This is a genomic window from Streptomyces sp. NRRL S-340 (assembly GCF_000720185.1).
Lineage (GTDB): Bacteria > Actinomycetota > Actinomycetes > Streptomycetales > Streptomycetaceae > Streptomyces.
Genome location: NZ_JOIY01000010.1, coordinates 25,049 through 43,015, shown reverse-complemented (window position 1 = coordinate 43,015; position 17,967 = coordinate 25,049). Strand labels below are relative to the sequence as shown.

Annotated in this window: 13 protein-coding genes and 2 pseudogenes; 6 read left to right on the top strand and 9 right to left on the bottom strand. The window is 74.3% G+C overall.

Annotation, left to right across the window (positions count from 1 at the left end; genetic code table 11):
• Positions 1-273: 273 nt before the first annotated feature.
• Positions 274-945, bottom strand: a complete 672-nt coding sequence (locus IG64_RS09695; RefSeq protein ID WP_037854154.1) for an HNH endonuclease family protein — start codon at positions 943-945, stop codon at positions 274-276.
• A 384-nt stretch (positions 946-1,329) separates the two neighbouring features.
• Between IG64_RS09695 and IG64_RS09690 the strand changes: the two are divergent.
• Both IG64_RS09690 and IG64_RS09685 read left to right on the top strand, forming a co-directional pair.
• Positions 1,330-1,872 (top strand): annotated as a pseudogene (locus IG64_RS09690) (TMEM165/GDT1 family protein); the annotation flags it as partial.
• 412 nt (positions 1,873-2,284) lie between these two features.
• Complete coding sequence (locus IG64_RS09685; RefSeq protein WP_037854153.1) at positions 2,285-2,944, top strand: HAD-IA family hydrolase; 660 nt, start codon at positions 2,285-2,287, stop codon at positions 2,942-2,944.
• A 7-nt stretch (positions 2,945-2,951) separates the two neighbouring features.
• Here the strand turns inward: IG64_RS09685 and IG64_RS38605 are convergent.
• The 3 genes and pseudogenes from IG64_RS38605 to IG64_RS41535 all read right to left on the bottom strand — a co-directional run.
• Positions 2,952-4,047, bottom strand: a pseudogene (locus IG64_RS38605) (sensor histidine kinase); the annotation flags it as partial.
• Positions 4,048-4,049: 2 nt separating this feature from the next.
• Complete coding sequence (locus tag IG64_RS09675; protein ID WP_037854152.1) at positions 4,050-4,574, bottom strand: hypothetical protein; 525 nt, start codon at positions 4,572-4,574, stop codon at positions 4,050-4,052.
• A gap of 261 nt (positions 4,575-4,835) precedes the next feature.
• Positions 4,836-6,170: a peptidoglycan-binding domain-containing protein gene (locus tag IG64_RS41535; RefSeq protein ID WP_234438457.1), complete on the bottom strand. Its 1,335-nt coding sequence runs from the start codon at positions 6,168-6,170 to the stop codon at positions 4,836-4,838.
• Between the two features lie 163 nt (positions 6,171-6,333).
• On the opposite strand from IG64_RS41535, the gene IG64_RS09665 reads away from it, so the two are divergent.
• A complete protein-coding gene (locus IG64_RS09665) occupies positions 6,334-8,493 on the top strand; it encodes an MDR family MFS transporter (protein WP_107474210.1) in 2,160 nt (719 codons plus the stop codon).
• Here the strand turns inward: IG64_RS09665 and IG64_RS09660 are convergent.
• Both IG64_RS09660 and IG64_RS09655 read right to left on the bottom strand, forming a co-directional pair.
• Positions 8,484-9,188 (bottom strand): GNAT family N-acetyltransferase, encoded by a 705-nt coding sequence (locus tag IG64_RS09660; protein WP_078883914.1) that lies wholly within the window; start codon positions 9,186-9,188, stop codon positions 8,484-8,486. The genes IG64_RS09665 and IG64_RS09660 overlap by 10 nt on opposite strands.
• Before the next feature lie 218 nt (positions 9,189-9,406).
• Positions 9,407-9,829 (bottom strand): DUF1992 domain-containing protein, encoded by a 423-nt coding sequence (locus IG64_RS09655; RefSeq protein ID WP_037854150.1) that lies wholly within the window; start codon positions 9,827-9,829, stop codon positions 9,407-9,409.
• Between the two features lie 150 nt (positions 9,830-9,979).
• Here IG64_RS09655 and IG64_RS09650 point away from each other — a divergent pair, with 150 nt between their 5' ends.
• Positions 9,980-10,372 carry an FHA domain-containing protein gene (locus IG64_RS09650; protein WP_037854148.1) on the top strand — a complete coding sequence of 131 codons (393 nt, stop codon included), beginning with the start codon at positions 9,980-9,982 and terminating at the stop codon, positions 10,370-10,372.
• 59 nt (positions 10,373-10,431) lie between these two features.
• Here IG64_RS09650 and IG64_RS09645 read toward each other — a convergent pair whose 3' ends face one another.
• Both IG64_RS09645 and proP read right to left on the bottom strand, forming a co-directional pair.
• Positions 10,432-11,103 carry an O-methyltransferase gene (locus IG64_RS09645; RefSeq protein WP_037854146.1) on the bottom strand — a complete coding sequence of 224 codons (672 nt, stop codon included), beginning with the start codon at positions 11,101-11,103 and terminating at the stop codon, positions 10,432-10,434.
• Positions 11,104-11,334: 231 nt separating this feature from the next.
• Positions 11,335-12,711: a glycine betaine/L-proline transporter ProP gene (gene proP, locus IG64_RS09640; RefSeq protein ID WP_037854144.1), complete on the bottom strand. Its 1,377-nt coding sequence runs from the start codon at positions 12,709-12,711 to the stop codon at positions 11,335-11,337.
• A gap of 746 nt (positions 12,712-13,457) precedes the next feature.
• On the opposite strand from proP, the gene IG64_RS09635 reads away from it, so the two are divergent.
• The gene (locus IG64_RS09635) at positions 13,458-15,491 is read left to right on the top strand and encodes a bifunctional glycosyltransferase 87/phosphatase PAP2 family protein (RefSeq protein ID WP_037854142.1); all 2,034 of its coding nucleotides are present in this window, start codon (positions 13,458-13,460) and stop codon (positions 15,489-15,491) included.
• Position 15,492: 1 nt separating this feature from the next.
• On the top strand, positions 15,493-17,106 hold the full coding sequence (locus tag IG64_RS42070; protein ID WP_078883913.1) for a glycosyltransferase family 39 protein: 1,614 nt from the start codon (positions 15,493-15,495) through the stop codon (positions 17,104-17,106).
• Between the two features lie 45 nt (positions 17,107-17,151).
• Here the strand turns inward: IG64_RS42070 and IG64_RS09625 are convergent, their stop codons facing one another.
• Positions 17,152-17,832 (bottom strand): TetR/AcrR family transcriptional regulator, encoded by a 681-nt coding sequence (locus IG64_RS09625; protein WP_078883912.1) that lies wholly within the window; start codon positions 17,830-17,832, stop codon positions 17,152-17,154.
• Positions 17,833-17,967: the final 135 nt, after the last annotated feature.

The following is a 17,967-nucleotide window of genomic DNA, read 5'->3' as shown; positions in this document are numbered from 1 at the left end:
GGTGGCGGCGAGGCGGCGCTGACCGGGTGGCGGTGCCCGCATGCCGGTGACCAGGTGGCGGTGGCGGGTGGCGTTGACCGGATGCCGGTGCCCGGACGGCGGTGGCGGGGCGGGCGACGGCGGGCCGGGCGACGGTGGCCGGCCGGCGGAACCCGCCCTCCTCCGTCGGCCCCTACGGGCGTGCGCGGGGGAGGGCGGGCGGAGGGCGGGGCCGAATGGGACGGGTGACGGGCGGCCGTGGGCGGGGGCCCGTGGCGGGGCGGAGGGGTCCTGTCAGCAGCTTGCGAGGTAGCCCTGGAGGGCGCTCTTCTCGGCGGAGTCGACCGACAGGTCGTAGTAGTACTTCACCTGGACCCAGGCGCGCACGTACGTGCAGACGTACGCCGACCGGGACGGCACCCAGGTCGCCGGGTCCTGGTCGCCCTTGGCCTGGTTCACGTTGTCGGTGACGGCGATGAGCTGCGGGCGGGTCAGGTCGTTGGCGAAGGCCTGGCGCTGCGCCGTGGTCCACTTGCTCGCCCCGGAGTCCCAGGCCTCGGCGAGCGGCACGAGGTGGTCGATGTCCAGGTCGGAGGCGGCGGTCCAGGTCGCGCCGTCGTAGGGCGAGTACCAGCTGCCGCTCGTCGCGGCGCAGGAGGAGTCGGTGGTGACGTTCGAGCCGTCCCGTTTGAGGACGGTCTCGCGGGTGTTGCAGCTGCCGCTGATGGTGATCCAGTGCGGGAAGAGGTCGCGGTTGTAACCGGTGCGGTTCTCGGTGGCGACGGTGAGGGAGGCGAGGTAGCCGCGGGCGGTGGCGGCGCTGACCGGTGTGGGGAGGGCGGCGGAGGCGGCCGGGGAGTTGATCAGTGCGGCGGTGGCGAGGAGGCCGGTGAGGGCCGTGAGTATGCCCAGTCGTCGACGCGCGTAGAACGCGGGCCGGGAAGACCTGCGGAACCTGCGGACCATGTGAACTCCCTTGATTCGTGGGGGCTTTCGGCGCGAGTGTGGGAATGCTCGCGGCGGCGCGTTGCGGGGAGGTGTGCGCGCGGTGAGAAGTTAGTGACGCGTGCATGACATGACAAGGCCCGTGACGGAACTTCCGGTCGCGTAGGATGGACGGCGCAGAAGGGGAGTAGCTCTTCGCCGGACCGTCGACATACTGCTCAGCTGGGCTGAGCCGGCGCCCGGAGGCAGGCCTCGGACAGGGTCCGGGGGCGGCCAGCGAGACCTTCGGCACAGCAGTGCACGCCCGTGCGTACGGCACGGGTGCATCCGTGCGCTGCCCTGCCGAGGCTCTGGTCGCACGGATCGCAGCACTCTCGGCGGGGTGGCCCGACCGATTGAGGGACAGTGATCAGTCTCAGCGTCCTGGCGCTCGTCTTCGGCGTCGTCTTCCTCGCCGAGCTGCCGGACAAGACGGCCCTGGCGGGACTCGTCCTCGGCACCCGTTACCGCGCCTCCTACGTCTTCGCCGGAGTCGCCGCAGCCTTCCTGCTGCACGTCGTGCTGGCCGTGGCGGCGGGCAGCGTGCTGACGCTCCTGCCGCAGCGGATCGTGCACGCGCTGACGGGCGTGCTGTTCCTCGGCGGCGCGGCCGTGCTGCTGCTGAAGAAGGGCGACGACGACGAGGAGATCCGGCAGCCGCAGGACCAGTCCTTCTGGCGGGTCGCGGGGACCGGCTTCATGCTCATCCTGGTCGCCGAGTTCGGCGACCTCACCCAGATCATGACGGCGAACCTCGCCGCGCGTTACGACGACCCCGTCTCCGTCGGACTGGGCGCGGTCCTGGCCCTCTGGGCGGTCGCCGGGCTCGGCATCGTCGGCGGCAAGGCGCTGATGCGGCGCGTGCCGCTGAACCTGATCACCAAGGTCGCGGCCGTGCTGATGCTCGCCGGGTGTTGCCGCTCCGCTGTACGGCCCTGGCGCTGCCGCTCAGAGCTGTGGTCCGGGTGTTGCCGCTCCGCTGTACGGCCCTGGCGCTGCCGCTCGGCGCTGCGTCCGCCGTAGTGCCGTTCCGCGCTGCGGCCGGGGGCTGCCGTTCGCTGCGGCCCGGGCGCCTGGTCGCGGGGTGGTGTGCCCGCCGCTGGGCGTGCCCCGGGAGTCGGCGCGGAGCTGAACTCCGGATGAAGGTTTCGCCCGGCGGTGGCGTGATGCCCGACTTGTTTTGTACCGTGGAGAAACAAAGTGGCTCCCGCCCGCACTCCCTGACCGGCGGGCGGGGTCGCCTTGTCCCCCACACCCGGAACGTCCCGGCGGGTCACCCCGGGGCCCACCCCACGCCCCTCCGCGCGCCTTGGAGCTGCCGATGACGGCCACCGCCGTGCTCACCGCCCGAGCCTTCCTGCTGGACATGGACGGCACCCTCGTCAACTCGGACGCGGTCGTCGAGCGCGTCTGGCGGCGCTGGGCCGACCGGCACGGTCTGGACGGCGACGAGGTGATGAAGGTGGTCCACGGCCGGCAGGGACACGCCTCGATGGCGCTGCTGCTGCCGAACCGGCCCCAGGAGCAGAACCTCGCCGAGAACGCCCGCATGCTCGCCGAGGAGACCTCGGACATGGAGGGCGTGGTGCCGGTACCCGGCGCGCCGGAGTTCCTGGCCGCGCTGCGCGGCCTGCCGCACGCGCTCGTGACCTCGGCGGACGTGGCCCTGTCCACCGCCCGGATGGCCGCCGCGGGCCTGCCCCTGCCGGACGTGCGCGTCACCGCCGAGTCCGTCGGCGCGAGCAAGCCCGATCCGGAGGGCTTCCTGAAGGGCGCCGCCGAACTCGGCATCGCCCCCGCCGACTGCGTGGTCTTCGAGGACTCCGGCGCGGGCATCGCCGCCGGGCGGGCCGCCGGGATGCGGGTGATCGGCATCGGCCCGCGCGCCGCCCTGCACCGGCCCGACGCGGTGGTGCGCGACCTCACGCAGGTCCGGGTCGAGCCGGCCGCGGACGGCACGGTCCGCCTGCACGTGGGCTGACCGGCCCCCTGCCTGTGGGGGAGGTCCGGGCGTACGTCGGCTCCACGCCGACCTCTCCTCCGGGCGCGTGCCGGGCAGTGTCGGGCAGCGCCTCAGCGCCTCCTGGGCGGTCCGCAGGAGGTCCTGGGTCACCCGGGGCGGCACCGCGCGGACGGTCCCCGTGACGGTGAGAACCTCACGGTGGCCTGACGAGGCGAGCATCGCGGCCAGGCTCTCCCGCAGGGGCAGCGAGTCCTCGCGCAGCGCGTGCACGGTCCACTGCGCCTGTCGCAGACTCTCCTTGACCAGGTCGTGCGCCTTGTCGTCGGCCGCCCGGACCTTTTCCAGGTCACCCGTGCCGAGCAGCGCGTCGGCCGGTTCCAGCTGCATGTCGATCCCGGCCGGCGAGTGCGCCAGGACGTCGTGCACGTCCCGGACGATCCGGCTGCGCTCGGTCAGCACGGCGGTCCGCGCCTCTGCGCGCGCCGCGCGTTCGGCCGAGTCGGCCGCCTCGATCGCCGCCCGCACGGCGCGGCGCTGACCGTGATCGACGATGCCGATCAGGACAGGGGCGCCGGCGGTGAGACCGACCGTCCAAGGCAGCAGGGGGCAGCCCGGCCCGGGACGCGCATACAGGACGGCGCCGCAGAGCGGGCCGCAGAACGCGGCGAGCACGAGGGCCGGTCTGGTGGCGAGCCGGTGTCCGTGGTGCCCGGCGGGGAAGTGGGCGAAGAGACAACCCGTTCCGGAGCGGCTGACGGCGATCAGGGCCGCTGCCGCGAGGACGCCGAGCGTGAGCCGGACGACGGCGGAACGCTGGGGGACTTGCCCTCGGGCAGGTGCCGGGCCAGGAGCGCCGCGGAGCCGACGGCGAGGAGGAGGGCGACGGCCAGGCCCTGGCCGCTGAGGCCCACGGGCCGGGCGGTGACGATGCCGGCGACGACGACCGCGAGGGTCAGCACCCAGTGCGTGCGCGGGCCCTGCCCGGGAACCGGCCGCGGGTCCTGTCCGGGACGGTGCCCGGAGTCCGTCGCCCGGTCCGCCGCCAGGGCCGCGTCCCGGTGCGCGGCCTTCCCGGGAGTGGGAGCGCTCGGAGTCGCGGTCACGGGCAGGAGACACCGCACGGTCAGGCCGCACGGTCGAGGACGGGCACGGGACGGGCCACCGCCCGGATCCTTCCGCGCAGGTGGATCGTGGCCAACCGGGTGACCACCTCGGTGAGGGCCATCAGCACGAACGCCGTCACCCACGCCTGGTCACCGGTGATGTGGTGAGCGGCGCTGAACCGGGCGACGTCGTCGGCGCCGCCGCCGTGTTCGACCCACATCTGGAAACCCATCCGGGCCCCCATGCCCACGACCCACAGGACCGCCGACACCGCCCCGGCCTTGATCAGGAGGTGCCCGTCGACCGCCCGTATCCGCGTGTAGAGGCCACCGGCGACGCCCAGCGCGGCGCCCACGCCCGTCAGGGCCGTGACCAGCACCAGGTCGTTGCCCGCGGTGGGGATGCCGTCCAGGTACGAGTAGGCGACGTAGGCCACGATCCCCAGCGGGATCAGGAAGGTCTTGAGGTCGAGCCGGTCTTCCCGCAGCTGCCGGAAGACGACGAGGATGAGGGCGATGTCGGTGATCCACTCGGTCGCTGTCATGCCGTCAAGACTGCGGCGAAAAGGCTTGCGGCACCTGGACCCACGGGTGGAATCGCGGGTGGAGATCCACCGCCTCCCCGTCTCCACCCCCCCAAGCCGCTCTCGCCTCAAGGGACTTCCGGGCCTGCCCCCACATGACCTGGCAGACCAGACGGACCAGGGAGACCAGACGGACCAGGGAGACCAGACGGACCGGACCCGACGGGCCAGGTAGACCAGACGGGCCGGACCGGAGTGGACCAGGGTGGACCGGACCGGGCCTCACCGGTGCGACGTCTCCGCCTCCAGGCTCGCCCGCGTCGCCGGGCCGTAGACGCCGAGACCATCCGAGGTGATGCCGCGGGCCCACTGGTAGGTCCGCACCGAGTTCTCCACGTGCTGGTCGTAGAAGCCGTCGATCCGGCCGGTGTAGAGGTACAGCCGCGCCAGGCGCTCCTGCAGGTCGCTCACCTCGGGTCCGCGGTCGCCCCGGCGCAGTGTGGCCGGGGGGAGGGGCGTCCGCGTGACCGGAGGGGACGCGGAGGCGGTCGGGGCGGGGGTGGTGGAAGCGAGCCCCGGCGCGGCGGCGCCCGTGGACCCGGACGGTGACGGGGAGGCGCCCGTCGCGGAGGGTGACGGAGACGCGGACGGGCTCGCGGTGGCCGACGGCGACGCGCTCGCCGACGCGGACACGCTGGGAGAGGGTGCGGCGGCGGGGCTCCTCGGCGGGGTCGCGGGCGCGGCGGACGTCGGGGCGTCGGGGATGCCCTCCCGTACCTCCTGGGCGGCGCCGTCCCGGGCCGGGGACTCGTACGAGAACAGGCCCCCGGCGTACGCGCACGCCGCCGCGAGCGCGACCACCGCCGCCGAGACGGCGAGCAGGGCGGCGGGCCGGCGACGGCCGCGACGGCGCCCTTCCGGGGCAGCGCCTTCGCCGTCCGCATCGCCGCCGTGGCCCGCCGCGCCCTCGAAGGCGCGGGTGCCGCCGGCGTCGAACAGGCTCAGGTCGGTCGCGCTCGGCGCGTCCGCCCGGGGGGTCAGCGGAGCGGGGAGCGCGACGGCCCGCAGCGGCATGGTGGCCTCGACGGCGGGGACGGTCCGCGTCGGCGCCTCCGTGCGGGCACCGGCCGCCGTCCCGCCGGTGTGCCCGGTGCCGGCCGGGTGCGCCGGGCCTGTCCTGTTCGGCGCGTCCGTCCCGTTGGTCGGCGTCGGCGTCGGCGTCGGCTTGGGGGCCGGGGGCGTCGTCGTGGTCGTGTCCGGTCCGGCACCCGAGGCGGCCTGCGGGTTTCCCGGCGTCAGGGGCGCGCCCGAGTCCTCCCGGGCCGCAGTGCCGTGCGTGCCCCGCGTGCCGCCTGCGTCCGCGCGGCCCCGGCCGGTGTCGCCGCCGTGGCCCCAGGAGTCCCCCTCGCCCGCGGAGCCCCCGGAGTCCCCATAGTCCCCATAGTCCACGTATGGCCGTATGCGCAGCGGATCGAAGTCCTCCGCCGCTGCCGCTTCCGCCGTCCGCGCGTCGCGCAGGGCGTCGGCGGCTCGCTGCCGGCAGGCGCACGACGGGGAGTTGTCCGCGCTCCGGGGCGCTCCGCACTCCGGGCAGACATGCCCCTTCGGCTCTTCCACGCGTGGGTCCCCTCCCAGTCCGGACTCCAAGGATTATGCAGATCCTCTCCACACCTTCTCCCCGAAGCCCCCGGAACGGCGGCCCCGAAGGGGGGACTCGACAGGCCATACCGGGACACACCGGTGACGATGGAAGAGGTCACGAGAGCGTCGGGAGGTCTTCATGGCCGGGGATGGACAAGGCAGGGCCGGCACGTCGGAGACGCCCGGGGTGCCGACGACGGCCGCAGCGGCGGGAACGGGGGGAACGGCGGGATCGCCCATACCCCCGTCCGTACCGCCGCCTCCGCACGGCGCCGACCCGGGTGAGTCCGAGCACGTCTCGGGCAACGTGCTCGTCTCCATCGGCGCGCTGCTCCTCGGCATGCTGCTCGCCGCGCTGGACCAGACGATCGTGTCCACCGCGCTGCCCACCATCGTCAGCGACCTAGGTGGCCTGGAGCACCTGTCCTGGGTGGTCACCGCCTACCTGCTGGCCTCGACCGCCGCGACCCCGCTGTGGGGCAAGCTCGGTGACCAGTACGGGCGCAAGAAGCTGTTCCAGACCGCCATCGTGATCTTCCTGATCGGCTCGGCGCTGTGCGGGATGGCGCAGAACATGCCCGAGCTGATCGCGTTCCGGGCGCTGCAGGGCCTGGGCGGCGGCGGGCTGATGGTGCTGTCCATGGCCATCGTGGGCGACGTCGTCTCACCGCGTGAACGCGGCCGGTACCAGGGGCTGTTCGGCGCCGTCTTCGGTGCGACGAGTGTGCTCGGACCGCTGCTCGGCGGGATCTTCACCCAGCACCTCAGCTGGCGCTGGGTGTTCTACGTCAACCTGCCCGTCGGCATCGTCGCCCTGGCCGTGATCGCCGCCGCCCTGCACATCCCGCGCAAGGCGCAGCACCACGTCATCGACTACCTCGGCACGCTGCTGATCGCCTCGGTCGCCACCTGCCTGGTGCTGGTCGCCTCGCTCGGCGGCACCACCTGGCCGTGGGGCTCGCCGCAGATCATCGGCCTGGTGGTGGCCGGTGTCGTCCTCGTGGCGGCGTTCGTGGCCGCCGAGCGCCGGGCGGCCGAGCCGGTGCTGCCGCTGAAGCTGTTCCGCATCCGCACCTTCACGCTCTCCGCCGTCATCAGCTTCATCGTCGGCTTCGCGATGTTCGGCGCGATGACGTACCTGCCGACGTTCCTCCAGGTCGTGCGGGGCATCTCGCCGACACTGTCCGGCGTGCACATGCTGCCGATGGTGGTCGGCATGCTGCTGGCCTCCACCGGGTCCGGGCAGATCGTCAGCCGCACCGGCCGCTGGAAGGTGTTCCCGGTGACCGGGACCGCCGTCACCACGATCGGCCTGCTCCTGCTGCACCGCCTCGACGAGCACAGCTCCACCGCCGAGATGAGCGGCTGCTTCTTCGTCTTCGGCCTGGGGCTCGGCCTGGTCATGCAGGTGCTCGTCCTCATCGTGCAGAACGCCGTCAGCTACGAGGACCTGGGCGTCGCCACCTCCGGTGCCACCTTCTTCCGTTCCATCGGCGCGTCCTTCGGCGTGGCGATCTTCGGCACGGTCTTCGCGAGCCGGCTCGCCGACCAGCTCGCCGCCGCCTTCCGGGGCGCCCACCTGCCGCCGGGCGTCTCGGCGGACTCCCTCAAGTCCGACCCGCGCGGCATCGCCGCCCTGCCGTCCGGGCTGCGCCCGGCCGCCCTGCACGCGTACGCCTCCGCCATCACCGACGTCTTCCTCTACGCCGCTCCGGTGGCCCTCCTCGCCTTCGTGCTGGCCTGGTTCCTGAAGGAGGACAAGCTGCGCGGTTCGGTCACGGCGCCCGACGGCACGCAGACGCTCGCCACCAACCCGGTCGAACGGTCCTCCTACGACGAGGTGTGCCGGGCGCTGTCGGTGCTGGGCACCCGCGAGGGGCGGCGCGAGATCTACCGGACGATCACCGCGCGGGCGGGCTCCGACCTGCTGCCCGCCACGAGCTGGCTGGTGCTGCGCATCAAACGGTACGGCTGGGTGGAGCCCGCCCTGCTGGCCGAGCGGGTGCCCGTCCCGCTGACCGTCATCCTGGAGGCGGCCCGTCAGGTGGAGGAGCGGCACCTGGCCGAACGGCTCGGTCTGGACCTCGTCCTGACCGACCGGGGGCGCGAGGTCGCCGAGCGGCTGGCGCGGGCCCGCGAGGAGTCGCTCGCCGAACTGCTCGGCGACTGGTGGGGGCCCGACCGGCCGACCGACCTGGCGCAGTTGGTGAAGGAACTGACGGGGGAGCTGTGCGGCTCCGACGCGGAACGGCCGCACGACGAGCGGGCGGTCAACCGGCAGACGTCCCGCTACGCGTGACCCGGCCGGCTCGGGCCGTCCCGGTCCTGTGCGGCCGGGGCACCGACGCCGACGTGCCGCGCCGGCCGGCCGTCCGCCACGACCCGGCCGGCGTCGTGCTCGCCGACGCCGAGCGGCTTGCTGAACCAGTGCTCGGCGTACGGGTCGTCGTTGTGCCGGGCGTTCTCCGTGTAGCCCAGCCGCGCGTACAGGGCGCGGGCCTCCACCAGGTCGCCGCGGGTGTCCAGGATCATCCGCCGGGCGCCGAGCGCGCGGGCCGCGTCCTCGGCGGCGGTGACCAGCAGGGCCGCGCCGCCCCTGCCGCGTGCCTCCGCGCGCAGGAAGACGCGGGTCAGCTCGGCGGTGGCCGCGTCCAGCAGCCGTACGCCCGCCGTGCCCGCAGGGCGGCCGCCGTACCGGGCGACCAGCAACTGGCCGGTGGGCGGCGCGAGTTCGGAGCCGGTGTGGGCGGCGATCTCCCGCTCCAGCTCGGCCGCGCCGGTGCGGCGGCCTTCGTGCAGCAGGTACCAGCGGTCGCTGACCTCGGTGTAGTACGCCCGCCAGAGCGCGAGGGCGACGGGGGAGTCGTAGGGCTCGGGGGCCACGGTCCAGGACGCGGATCCGGCCCCGCCGGCCGGCGCGGGCGCGGACGCGGGCCCGGCCAGGGGTGCGGACGTGGGCGCGTGGGAGGGCGGGGGATCGGTCCTGGGCGGCATGCGGACATTCTCGGCGGGGGGCGGCGGGGCCGCGCAACCGGTTATCCACGAGCCGCGCCGCCCACGGCCCGTACGGCCCCGGCGACCGTTGCCGCTCCCGTGCGCCACGGCCCCTGGGCCCCCGTCGCCGCCGGCCGCGTCGGCCCCCTCGCCCCACGGCCCCGCCGCCCGCTTGCCGCGTCGGCCCCCTGCCGCACCCGGCCGCTGCCCGCTCGCCGCTAGTCGCTCGCCGTGCGGGTGCCGTGCGGTCCGCGTCGGGTGCGCCACTCGTGGACGACCTCTTCCACGTCGTACCGCTTCAGCCCCAGGGGCGGGCCCGGCGGCGGCTTGAGCATCATGTCGAGGATCTTCGTGTTGATGTCCGCGATGATCTTCCGGACGGTACTCTCCGAGGGGGCGGCGTACGCCGCCGCCAGCGCGTCCTCGGCCTCCTTGCGCAGGGCGAGGGACGGGGGCAGGACGGACAGGCCCTCGCGGGCCATCTTGCGCTTGACCCACCACAGTTCGTCGTAGGTGGTGTCGTCCGGGAGGGGCTTGCCCGCGCCGGGCAGCCGGTCGAAGTCACCGCGCCCCTGCGCGTCACGGATCTCCTTCTCGACCCAGGACTCGAACGGCACACCCGGTGGCTTTCGCTCGGTCATGAGGCCATTGTGCCGGACACGCCCGGCCCAGGCGATTTATCATTCCGCCGCGGTGCGTCAACCGGGCGCTCCGTCACCGGTGTTGGCGCGCACGGCCGGGCACGCGGCGAAGGCAGCGGCGCGGGGCGCCCCGAACCACGAGGAGCGCACGTGCTCGAACTCACCATGGCCTCCGTCTCCGGGACGGAGGCGGGCGCCACGGCCGGCATGCTGATGGCCGACGCGCCCAGCGATCCGGGCGCCGTGCTGCGCGTGGGCCGGGACGGGACCGCGTGCCGCCTGGTGACGCCCGACGACTGGCTGTTCGTCTCCCGGGTCCACCTGGAGTTCCGCTGCGGGGCCGAGGGCTCCTGGCAGGTCACCTGGCTGCGCGGCTCGCAGCCCGAGCCGTCCTCCGAGGTCCGACTGACGTTCGGCGAGCACGCGCAGCCCCTCGGCTACGGCGCCACGGCGGCGCTGCCGCGGGGCGGCTCGGGCGAGATCGTCGTCCAGGACCGCACCAGCCCGCGCAGCGTGAACGTGGGCTTCTACCACGAGGTCTGAGCGCGGGCAGGCGGCAGGCCTGACGGGGTCCGGGGCCGTGCGCGGGGCGCCCGGCCCGGTCAGTCCAGTACGCGGGCGATGGCGAAACCGTCGTAGCCCTTGCTGCCGACCGTCTGGATCGCGGTGCCGTCCAGGCGGGGGTGTTCCGCGATGAGTTCGAGGGCGGCCCGGGTGCCGAGCACGCTCGGGTCCGTGCTCGCCGGGTCGGTCACCCGCCCGCCGCGCACCACGTTGTCCAGGACGATCAGGCTGCCGGTGCGCGTCAGGCGCAGCGCCCACTCCACGTAGTGCGGGTTGTTGACCTTGTCGGCGTCGACGAAGACCAGGTCGAAGGGGGGCGGGTTCTCGTCGGCGAGCTTGGGCAGCGACTCCAGGGCCGGGCCCACCCGCACCTCGGCGATCCGGTCCAGGCCGGCGTGGGCGAGGTTGCGGCGGGCGACGTCGGCGTGGTGGGCGTCGTACTCCAGGGTGACCAGGCGGCCGTCGGCGGGGAGCGCGCGGGCCAGCCAGATGGTGCTGTAGCCGCCCAGGGTGCCGATCTCCAGGATGTTGCGGGCGCCCTGGAGGCAGGCGAGGAGCTGGAGCAGCTTGCCCTGGTTCGGCGTGACGTTGATGTGCGGCAGGCCTTCCGTGTCGCTGTCGCGCTGCGCGGCCTGGAGGGATTCGTCCTCCGGGGAGAGCAGGGCGGTGAAGTAGGCGTCCACGTCGTCCCAGAGCTGCGAGTCGCTCATGCACCATGCCTTTCGTGTGCCTAGTTAGATGCGCTAACTAGCTGCGCTAACGAATATAGCCCCGGAGTGGAGACCGCAGGGAACAGTTTCGGGGAATTTCCGTCGCGGGGCGCGGGGGCGCGCAGGCACGCGGACGTGCGGAAGGGGGTGGGGAGGGCGTGCCGAAGGGGGCGGGCCGGGCATACGGAAGGGGTGGACGCGGCAGCGCCGCGCCCACCCCTTCCGCTCTCGTCAGGACTCCAGCGACGGCGGGGAGCCGGGCAGCGGGCGTCCCGCCGACTCCGTCATGAACCACACGGCCACGCCGCCGACCAGCGACGCCGCCATCATGTAGTAGGCGGGCATCATCATGTTGCCGGTGGCGCCGATCAGCGCCGTGACGACCAGCGGGGTCGTGCCGCCGAACAGCGACACGGAGATGTTGAAGCCGATCGACAGGGAGCCGTAGCGCACCCGGGTCGGGAACAGCGCGGGCAGCGCGGACGGCATCGCCGCGGTGAAGCAGACCAGGAGCAGGCCGAGCGCGGCCATGCCCAGGCCCACCGCCAGCAGGCTGCCCTGGCGGATCAGCAGCAGCGCCGGGATCGACAGGAACAGGAAGCCCGCGCAGCCCGCCGCGATCACCGGGCGGCGGCCGACCCGGTCGGTGAGGGCGCCGGCGAACGGCTGGACGATCATCATCAGCGCCATCACGGCCAGCACGACCAGCAGGCCGTGCGTCTCGTCGTACTTCAGCTGACTGGTCAGGTAGCTCGGCATGTACGACAGCAGCATGTAGTCGGTGACGTTGAAGACCAGCACCAGGCCCATGCACAGCAGCAGCGTCTTCCACTGGCCCGTGACCATCTCGCGCAGCGGGACCTTCGGACGGCTCGACTCGGCCTTCTCGACCTGGGCGGCGAACGCCGGGGTCTCCTCCAGGCGCATCCGCAGGTACAGGCCGATGATGCCCATCGGGCCCGCGATCAGGAACGGGATCCGCCAGCCCCAGGACGTCAGGTCGTCCGTGGAGAGCAGGGCCGTCATCAGGGTCACCAGGCCCGCGCCGCCGATGTACCCGGCGAGCGTGCCGAACTCCAGCCAGCTCCCGAGGAAGCCGCGCCGCCGGTCGGGGGCGTACTCGGCGATGAAGGTGGACGCGCCGGCGTACTCCCCGCCGGTCGAGAAGCCCTGCACCAGCCGGGCGGCCAGCAGGAGGATCGGGGCGCCGACGCCGATCGTCCCGTACGACGGGATCAGGCCGATGGCGAAGGTGCCCGCGGCCATCATGATCATGGTGACGGCCAGCACCTTCTGGCGGCCGATCCGGTCGCCGAGGGGACCGAAGACCATGCCGCCGAGCGGGCGGACCAGGAAGGCCGCGGCGAAGGCGCCGAAGGTGGAGAGCAGCTGTGCCGTGGGGTTGCCGGACGGGAAGAAGACCTTGCCCAGGGTCACTGCGATGTAGCTGTAGACACCGAAGTCGAACCACTCCATGGCGTTGCCCAGCGCGGCGGCCTTCACGGCGCGCCGGACGAGTGCCGGGTCCGTGACGGTGGCGTGGGAGCGGTCGGAGCGGTTCTTGGTGAGGGACACGGAACGGGGCGCGGTGACGGTGGCAGCCGACAAGGCTTCGCTCGCCTACCTTTCGACGGGGGCAGGGACACGGCCCACGCGGCAGCGCTGTCGGCGGACCGAAACCGGCCCGCGCCGAACGCGGACCGAAACCGGCCCGCACTGGGGCGGACCGAAACCGGCCCGTCGAGGGACGGACCGAACCGGCCCGCGCGGACGACGGACCGAACCGGTCCGCGCCGGGCGCGAACCGGGCGGCCCGTGTGCGTCACGGACCGAACGGGACGGCCCTCCTTACCGCGTGGCCGGAAAGTGACCACCGCGGCGGGCCAGAAATCGACCATACGACCGGTTGGTCCCCTTGCGTATCGTGAGCAAGCGGATGCGCAGTGCAGCTAAATGCCCGATACGCAGGTACGTATGCCCGCCGTCGGCCGCCGCGCACGCGCCCGCGCTGTGATCCTTGTCGCGCCCACGGCCGCCGGCGCACGCTTTCTCGCCGCCGGGAGGGCTCTCGCGCGCCCCACGGACACCGCGGACGTTCCCCGCGCCCCCGGGGCACCGCGCCGAAACACCCGCCGGACACCCTCCGCCACCGCCGACCACCCTCTCGGAGCCCCGTCGCCGTCCGGCAGCCGGCGCGTTCCGGGCGTGGGGAGCGCACCGGAGGCGGGTGGAAACCGGCGCACAGCGGTCTTCTCGCGCCGGGTCGCGCGCCCCATAGGGTTCGTACCGGGACAGAACGAGGAGATCCCGGACGTGTGGGACGTGGAGCGAGTGGGGCGGGAGGCCGACGGGGCGTGGCGGATGCGGAGCACAGCGGCGGACCAGGGGCGGCCTTCCCGGGCGCGGCGGCTGCCGCCGCCCCGGCCGGAGCGCGGCTGCGGGCGGCCCGCCTGGGCCTCTGGCTGATCGCCGGGGTCCTCGCGGCACGGCAGGTGGCCGCCGTCCTCGCCACCCCCCGCGGGGAACGGCTGACGGACCTGGAGACCTGGGCAGGGCCGGGCGGCGTCCTGCACGTCAACGGGTCGCTGTACGACTCGACCCGGTTCACCGGCACCCCTTTCAGCGGTCTCGTCCTCAAACCGCTGACGAAGGCCGCCGAGGACGCACTCGGCTGGAGCTGGATCTTCGGCACCCTCCTGCTCGTCGTCGCCCTCGGTCTGATCGCCGCCCGCGCGCTGCCCCAGCCGGCCGGGCGCCGCGCCCCGCTGACGGCCGCGCCCGTGGCGATCAGCCTGCTCATGCTGTCGCTGCCGGTGCGCGACGCGTTCTGGCTCGGCCAGAGCGGCGTCATCCCGGTCCTGCTGGTGCTGCTCGGCCTCTTCGTGGTGCGCGGGCAGCGGGCCTGCGGCGTCCTGGTGGGTCTCGCCGCCGCCCTCCAGCCCGCGGTGCTGCTGTTCGTGCCCCTGCTGTGGCGCACCGACCGCAGACGGGCGGCCGCCGTCACCGGCGGCACCTTCGCCGCGGGCACCGCCCTCGCCTGGGCGGCCATACCGCACGACTCCGCCACGTACTGGATCCACCACATCGCCGGGACGGGCCTGGGCGGCCGCGCCGACGGCCTGGCCAACCAGTCCCTGCACGGCGCGCTGCTGCGCCTGGGCCTGACCGGACCGCTGGAGATCGGCCTGTTCCTGGCCCTGGGCGCGGCCGTCGCCGTCCTCGCGTTGCGCCGGGCGGTGCGCTACGCCCGCGACGGCCAGCTGCTGCTCGCGGTCGCCGTCACCGGCTGCGCCGCCATCGCCGTGTCGCCCACCGCCTGGCAGCACCAGCTGCTGTGGGTGCTGCTCGCGATCGCGGGCCGGGCCGGACGGCGCGCCTCGGACCGGTACGTCTGGCCGGTCGCGGTCGTCCTCGTGATGACCCTGCCGGCGAGGTTGCTGCTGCCGGACATGCCGGTCCTGCACCTGGTGCGCGAGAACACCGTCCTGGTGGCCGCGCTGGCGGCGGCGACCTCCGTGCCGTTCCTGTCCCGGGCCTCGGACCACTACCGCACCCCGGTCCCCACCCGCTACGCGGCCCCGGTCCCGGCCCGGTTCCGGCACGTGCCGCTCGTCCCGTTCCTGCGCCGGGTGCTGACCCGCCCCAGCCTCCTGCTCGAACTCCTCCTGATCCGCGTCACCTACGCCGCCTACTCCCAGGTGCGGCTGGCCGCCCGCGGCAGCCGTGCCACCGCCGAGCACCACGGCCACCAGATCCACTCCCTCGAACACGCCCTGCGTCTCGACGTCGAGCACCGGGCGAACCACATGATGGTCCGGCTGCCCTGGCTCGACCACTTCCTCAGCTACTACTACGAGACGTTCCACTTCGTCGTGCCGGTGGCGGTCCTCGCCGTGCTCTACGTCGCGCGGCCGGTGGACTACCGGTGGGCGCGCACCGCCCTGGGCGGCGCCACGCTGTTCGGCCTGCTCGGCTTCTGGCTCTACCCGCTGGCCCCGCCCCGGCTCATGCCGGGTCTCGGCTTCATCGACACGGTGCACGGCGCCCAGGACTTCGCGAAGCCGGACTACGGTGCGATGACCGCGCTCACCAACCAGTACGCGGCGATGCCGTCGCTGCACTTCGGCTGGTCGCTGTGGTGCGGTCTGGTGATCGCCGTCGTCGCGCCGAGGTGGTGGATGAAGGCCCTCGGGCTGCTGCACCCGCTGTTCACGGTCTGCGCGATCGTGGGCACCGCCAACCACTGGGTGCTCGACGCGGTGGGCGGCGCCGCCGTGGTCGGCGCGGGCTTCGCCCTGACCTGTCTGCTGTCGGGGCCCCGCGCGGCGGCGGAGCCCCGCCCGGCCCGGGCCGCCGAGGAGCCCAGAGCCGCACCGGTCGGAAGCTGACATGGCGCGGCAGGGGGGCCGCCGGACGGTGCGCGGGCCTGCCTGCCGCGCGCCCGCCCTCGTGCCCGCCGTGCTCGCCGTGGTCCTGGGTCTGTGGGGGATCGGCCGGCGGGACAGCATGTGGCGCGACGAGTCCGTCACCTACCAGGTGGCCCACCGTTCGACGGGTGAGCTGTGGCACCTGCTGGGCCACATCGACGCGGTGCACGGCCTGTACTACCTCCTCATGCACGCGGTGTTCGCCGTGTGGGACGGCGGCCTGCCCGCCCTGCGGCTGCCCTCAATGCTGGCTACGGCGATGGCGGCGGCGGGTACCGGGGTCATCGGCGCGCGGCTGGCGGGCCGACGGACCGGTGTCCTGGCCGGCCTGGTCCTCGTCCTGCTCCCGGTGACCCAGCAGTACGCGCAGGAGGGCCGGTCCTACGCGCTGGTCACCGCTGCGGTCACCTGGGCCACGTACCTCTTCCTGCGCGGCACCGGCTCGGCGCGCCGCCGCTGGTGGGCGGGGTACGCGGCGGTCCTGGCCCTGGCCTGTTGGCTGCACGAGTTCGCCGTCCTCGCGCTCGCGGCCCACGCCCTGACGCTGTGGCGGCTGCGGGTGCCGCGCCGGGTGCTGCGCCGCTGGGCGGTCGCGTCGGCCGCCGTGCTCGCCGCGCTGCTGCCCCTGGCCGTCGTGAGCGCCCGCCAGGCGGACCGGCAACTGGGCTGGCTGGGCCGCCCGAGCACCGGCCAGTGGCTCGCGTACGCGGCCGTCGCGGTGGTCTGCGTCCTGCTGGCCCGGCTGCTGTTGCCGCGCGGCCCGGCCCGTGCCGGCGGGGACGGCGGGATCACCCGGGATGGCGGCGGCCGGGACGGCGAGGGCATCCGGGATGACGGGGGTGAGGGTGACGCCGGGGACGAGGCTGACGCCGGGGACGAGGCTGACGGCGGGGATCACGGTGACAGCGGGCGCCGGACCCTCGTGTGGCTGGGCCTGTGGCTCGCGGTGGCCCCGGCCGGGCTGCTGATGACGGTGTCCCTCGCCAAGCCCTGGTACGTCGACCGGTACGTGATCTACGGCATGACGGGCGCCGCCCTGCTCGCGGGCGCGGCCCTGGACCGTGCGCTCGCCGCCCGTTTCCGGGTTGCTCCGGCCATCCGGGTCCCGGCGGCCTGCCTGGCGGCCGTCACGGCGGTGGCCGTCCTGCTGCCCTGGTCGCTGTCGGTCCGCTCCCCGCAGAGCCGCAAGGACGACGTGGTCGCCGTCTCCCGCGCGGTCCGGGATCTCGCCCGGCCCGGGGACGCCGTCCTGTTCCTGCCCGCCCGGCGCCGTGAGTGGCTGCTCTCCCGCCCCCGCCTCTACGCCGGTCTGGACGACCTCGCCCTGGCCGAGTCACCCGCGTCCTCGGGCACCCTGGAGGGCACCGAACTGCCCGCCGCGACGATCCGGCGGCGCCTCCTCGCGGCCCGCCGGGTCGTCGCCCTCGCCGACCCGGCCGGACAGCCCCTGGACCCCTACCCGCAGGAGGCCGTCAAACGGGACGTCCTGCGCCGCCGCTTCGAGGTCTGCGCCCGCACCCGTGTCCACGGCGCCCAGGTGATCGTCTACGCCCCCGCCGGCCGCTGCGCACGCTGAGACGGGCCGCCCGGACCCTGCGGCGGCCCGGGCCTCCCTCCTGGCTCAGTCGGCCCGCCGCAGCCCCGCGACCAGGAGCTGGGCCAGGCGGCGTGCGTCGTAGCGGGGGTCGTTCTCCGCGCCGATGCAGAGGTTGCCCACGCCGCGCATCAGCTCGTAGGGCGCCACGCCGGGGCTGATCTCGCCGGCGGCCGCCGCCGCGTCGAGCAGCTCGCCGCAGACCGGGACGAGGCGGTCGAGGAAGTAGGCGTGCAGCGTCTCGAACCCGGCGTCGTCGGACTGGAGCGCGGCGGCCAGGCCGTGCTTGGTGACCAGGAAGTCGACGAAGAGGTCGATCCACCGCGCCAGCGCGGCGTGCGGGCTCGCGCCGCCCTCCAGCAGGGCGGGGCCCGCCTCGGCGCAGGCCTCCACCTGGTGCCGGTAGACGGCGACGATCAGGTCGGCCCGGGTGGGGAAGTGGCGGTAGATGGTGCCCATGCCGACACCGGCCTTCGCCGCGATGTCACGGACCGGCGCCTCCACGCCCGACGTGACGAAGACGGCGGCGGCCGCGTCGAGCAGGGTCTCCTTGTTGCGCCGGGCGTCCGCCCGCTTGACCCGCTCGCCCCCGGAGCCCGCGCCCCCGGAGCCCGCGCCCTTGGAGCCCGCGCTCGCGGCGCCCGCCGCAGCCGCGCCACCCGGGCGCGCACCCGCTGCGCCCCCCGCCCCCTTGTCGCTCTCGTTCACCGTGCCGTGTCCTTCCCTGCCGGGATTGCGGGTTGCCAAAACGGAACGATGTTCCGTATCGTTCGTCAGGGCTTACCGGAGCGTCGTTCCGTTTGTTCATGATGCCAGAACGGCGCCCCTCCGGCCACCCCTGCC